Here is a 4,228-nt window from a genome sequence, read left to right on the forward strand (position 1 = left end):
GCGTGGCGCGGACCTGCGCGGCCTCGGGTTGAGCGGCCGGCTGCTGATCGGCGCGGACCTGCGTGGCGCGGACCTGCGTGGCGCGGACGTGCGTGGCGCGGACCTGCGCGGTGCCGATCTGGGTGGCGCGGACCTGCGCGGCGCGCTGTTTCTCACCGCGGCGCAGCTCGCATCGGCCCGCGGGGACATCACCACCGTCCTCCCGCCGTCCCTGACCCGCCCGGCGCACTGGGCGGGGGCGTCCGAGTCGGCGTCGACGTCGGGTAGGCGTCCACCGCGACGCCGGTAGCCGCCGCATCCCACACCCGAACATCCCTGCGCGCCGACACCTGCGCCGTGCGACCACGCCGGCGTCCGAACAGCTCATGGCTGCGGGTGGGTGGGCGGGGCGGGGCGCAGGCGGTAGAGGACGGCGCCCGCGGCGAGGACCGCGACGGCGGTGAGTACCGAGGACACGGGTAGGGCGAAGGCGAGGGTCAGGCAGCCGGCGAGGCCGAGGGCGGGTACGGCGCGGGGCGGGCGGCCTTCGGGTGCGGTGAGGGTCCAGGCGCTGGCGTTGGCGATCGCGTAGTAGACCAGCACCCCGAAGGACGAGAAGCCGATCGCGTCCCGCACGTCGCAGGTGGCGGCGAGGACGGCGACGACGGTGCCGACGAGGAGTTCGGCCCGGTGTGGCACCGCCGTGCGTGGGTGGACCGCGGCGAGGACGTGGGGTAGGTGGCGGTCGCGGGGGGCATCGCCAGGGTGGTGCGCGACACCCCGAGGATCAGGGCGAGCAGCGAGCCGGCGGCGGCGAGGGCGGCGCCGACCCGCACGACCGGGACCAGCCAGGCGGCGCCGGCGGCGCGCACCGTGTCGGCGAGGGGCGTGAGGGCGGCGCCGAGGCGGGTGGGGCCCAGGACGGTGAGGGCGGCGACGGCGACGGCCAGGTAGACGATCAGGGTGATCGTCAGGGCGGTGGGGATCGCGCGGGGGATGGTGCGGGCGGGGTCGCGGACCTCCTCGCCGAGGGTGGCGATGCGGGCGTAGCCGGCGAAGGCGAAGAACAGCAGGCCGGCGGCCCGCAGCACCCCGCCGGGTGTGGCGTCGGCGCGAAGGGCCAGGTGGCTGGTGTGCGCGGCGGGTGAGGACAGGGCGGCGGCGAGCACCGCGGCTAGCACGGCGAGGACCACCGCGACGATCAGCCGGGTGAGCAGCGCCGATTTCTGCACCCCGGCGTAGTTCACCGCGGTCAGCGCGAGCACCGCCGCGACCGCGACCAGGTGGGCGTGGCCGGGCCAGGTGTAGGTCCCGACGGTCAGTGCCATCGCGGCGCAGGACGCGGTCTTGCCGACGACGAACGCCCAGCCGGCGAGATGACCCCAGAACGCTCCGAGGCGTTCACGGCCGTAGACGTAGGTGCCGCCGGAGGTCGGGTAGCGGGCGGCGAGGCGCGCCGAGGAGGTGGCGTTGCAGTAGGCGAGTGCGGCGGCGATTCCCAGTGCGGGTAGCACCCCGGAACCGGCTTCGCGTGCGGCCGGGCCGAGCGCGGCGAAGATCCCCGCGCCGATCATCGCGCCCAGTCCGATCATCACCGCGTCGGTCAGGCCGAGGCGGCGGCGCAGCCCGGGCGCGTGCGCGGGTGAGGGTTCGTGCACGGTCACTGGTCCACCGATCCCGCCATGTCGCCGATGTGCGCTGACCGTATCGGCTGCGCGCCGTCGCCGCGGGTCCGTCGGGGAGTTGCCGGTGCCGCACCTACCCGACAAGATCGACGTTACGGTCATGTGTGGTTCGGTGACCGGGGCCTGGGCGGCTGCGTCGATGCCGGCGGCGGTGACGGCCGCCCGGTGTTGGCCGATGCCGGGAGCCGGCTGCTCGTCGCGGTCGAAGGACCCTGGTGTTCGTGGGAAGCAGCCACGGTCTGGCCGCCTGTCTGGTGGAGCTGGTCGACCGTGACGGCCCGCCGGACTTCTCCTGGTCCGACCGGCCGATGCTGCGCTGGTGGTGGTCGGACCGCGTCCCCGGGCTGTCCCGGCCACCGTCGGCGCCGATGGAGATGTTCGACGCGGGCGGCAGGGAGGTGCGGGTGGTCGACTGGGACAGTCCGACCTGGCTGTGGCAGGCCTTCGGACGGGTGTCCCCGCAGGTGAAGGAGCTGTTCGCGGTGATTCCCGGCGGGGAGGCGATGCGCGTCGCGGTGGGTGCGACGGGCGCGTTCGCTCTCTCCTGGAGCAGGACGGTCGCGACCTTCGGCAAGGCGTCGCACCGCCCGCCGCTGTCGCTGTTCGCCCGTGACAGCGCCGGGCGGGTGCTGAGCTCGATGACCCTGCCTTGATTCCGGCCGCGGCGAGCAGGCTCGGCGTGCGCCGGCTGCGGTGGGCCGGTCAGGGTGGGCCGGTCAGGGTGGGCCGGTCAGGGTGGGCCGGGGTGGTGGTGGGCGGGGCTGGTGTGGATGGTCACGGCGGACAGGCGACGCAGGTGGCGTAGCAGATGGGCTTCGGCGGCGTGGGCGACGTCGTGGGCGGCGCGCAGGCTCAGGGTCGCCTCGACGGTGATGTCGGCTTCGGCGCGCAGGGTGTGGCCGATCCAGCGCAGCCGCAGGTCGCGGACGGACTGGACGCCGTCGGTGTGCAGCAGGGTGCTGGTGGCCTGTGCGTGCAGCGCAGGGTCGACGGCGTCCATCAGTCGTGCGGTGACGACGCGGGCGGCCGAGCGCAGGACCCCGAGGATCGCGGCGGTGATCACCAGGCCGATGGCGGGGTCGGCCCAGTGCCAGCCCAGGGCGACCCCGGCGGCTCCGAGCAGGACCGCGAGGCTGGTGAATCCGTCGGTGCGGGCGTGCAGGCCGTCGGCGACCAGCGCGGCGGAGCCGATGCGCTGCCCGACACCGATGCGGTAGCGGGCGACGATCTCGTTGCCGAGGAAGCCGAGCAGGCCGGCGGCGGCGACCGCGGGGAGATGCTCGAGTGGACGGGGGTGTGCCAGCCGGTCGATCGCGGCCCAGGCGGCGAACCCACTCGAGAAGATGATCATAGTGAGGACGGTGAGGCCGGCGAGGTCCTCGGCGCGGCCGTAGCCGTAGGTGAACCGGGGGTTCGGTGGGCGTCGGGCGAGGGTGAAGGCGAGCAGCAGCGGGACTGCGGTGAGCGCGTCGGCGACGTTGTGCAGGGTGTCCCCGAGCAGCGCCACCGACCCGGACAGCGCGACGATGATCGCCTGGACGGCGGCGGTGACGCCGAGGGTGCCAAGGCTGATCAGCAGCGCACGTCGCCCCACGCTGTCGGCTTCGAGGGCGTCGTCGATCTGGTCGGCACTGTCGTGGCTGTGCCCCCCGAGCAGCTCGGACAGCGCGTGACGCGGCCGCCCGGCCCGGCCGTGCCCAGGGGTGTGATGGGGAGCGTGTCCGTGGAGGTGGCTGTGGTGGCCGGCGGCGGGGCCGGGGCCGGGGCTGGGAGGCTCGCTGGGGCCGTGGTCGTCGTAGGCCATGGGGTGACGATAAGCCACAATGATCAATGCGGTGTGGTCGCAGCTGCCAGCCTGTTGCACCTGCTCCCCCGGTGCGTCACAGCTGCCCGGCGTCGTGGACGAGCAGGGCGATCTGGGTGCGGTTGGTCAGCGCGAGGCGGGTCAGCACCCGGGTGATGTTCGCCTTCACGGTGGCGACCGTGAGGTGCAGGTCGGCGGCGATCTCGGCGTTGGTGTGGCCGCGGCCGACACCGAGGGCGACGTCACGTTCGCGGGGGGTGAGATCGGCCAGGGCTGTGCGGGCGCGGGCGTGTAGGGCGGCGTCGGCGGTGGTGCGTTCCAGCAGCCGTCGGGTGACGGCGGGGGCGAGGATCGGTTCGCCGGCGGCGACGCGCAGGACGGCCTCGACGATGCGTGCCGGTGGGGCGTCCTTGAGCAGGAATCCGCCGGCGCCGGCGCGCAGCGCGGCGAGGACGTTGTCGTCGGTGTCGAACGTTGTCAGCACGATGACCTCGGGTGGGTGGGGGCGGGCGCGTAGCCGGCGGGTCGCGCCCAGCCCGTCCATCACCGGCATGCGCAGGTCCATGAGGACGACGTCGGGATGGTGGGTGTCGACGGCGCGCAGGGCGTGGGCGCCGTCACCGGCCTGCCCGACGACGGTGATGGCGGCGGCGCCGTCGAGCATCAGCATCAGCCCGGCGCGCACGAGGGGGTCGTCGTCGACGATGAGCACCCGGGCGCCGCCGCCCCCCGCCCTGCCCGGCGCGGGCGGGGCGGGGGC

The 4,228-nt window shown here is 74.7% G+C and carries 4 protein-coding genes and 1 pseudogene; 2 read left to right on the top strand and 3 right to left on the bottom strand.

Annotation, left to right across the window (positions count from 1 at the left end; translation table 11 throughout):
• Positions 1 to 289, top strand: a 289-nt coding sequence (locus tag MXD58_RS21520; protein WP_250609809.1) for a pentapeptide repeat-containing protein, incomplete at its 5' end; no start/stop codon positions are given.
• Positions 290 to 363: 74 nt separating this feature from the next.
• Here MXD58_RS21520 and MXD58_RS21525 read toward each other — a convergent pair.
• Positions 364 to 1,571 (bottom strand): annotated as a pseudogene (locus MXD58_RS21525) (APC family permease).
• Positions 1,572 to 1,879: 308 nt separating this feature from the next.
• Between MXD58_RS21525 and MXD58_RS21530 the strand changes: the two are divergent.
• The gene (locus MXD58_RS21530; RefSeq protein ID WP_248839459.1) at positions 1,880 to 2,317 is read left to right on the top strand and encodes a hypothetical protein; all 438 of its coding nucleotides are present in this window, start codon (positions 1,880 to 1,882) and stop codon (positions 2,315 to 2,317) included.
• 77 nt (positions 2,318 to 2,394) lie between these two features.
• Here the strand turns inward: MXD58_RS21530 and MXD58_RS21535 are convergent, their stop codons facing one another.
• Together MXD58_RS21535 and MXD58_RS21540 are read right to left on the bottom strand one after the other, a co-directional pair.
• A complete protein-coding gene (locus tag MXD58_RS21535) occupies positions 2,395 to 3,468 on the bottom strand; it encodes a cation diffusion facilitator family transporter (RefSeq protein WP_248839460.1) in 1,074 nt (357 codons plus the stop codon).
• A gap of 76 nt (positions 3,469 to 3,544) precedes the next feature.
• A partial coding sequence (locus MXD58_RS21540) for a response regulator transcription factor (RefSeq protein WP_284678688.1) occupies positions 3,545 to 4,228 on the bottom strand: 684 nt, incomplete at its 5' end.

It is taken from the genome of Frankia sp. AgKG'84/4 (genome assembly GCF_023242965.2).
GTDB lineage: Bacteria > Actinomycetota > Actinomycetes > Frankiales > Frankiaceae > Frankia.

Coding starts and splice junctions, on each gene's coding strand:
- MXD58_RS21535 (WP_248839460.1), bottom strand. CDS start 3,468: ATGGCCTACGACGACCACGGCCCCAGCGAGCCTCCCAGCCCCGGCCCC.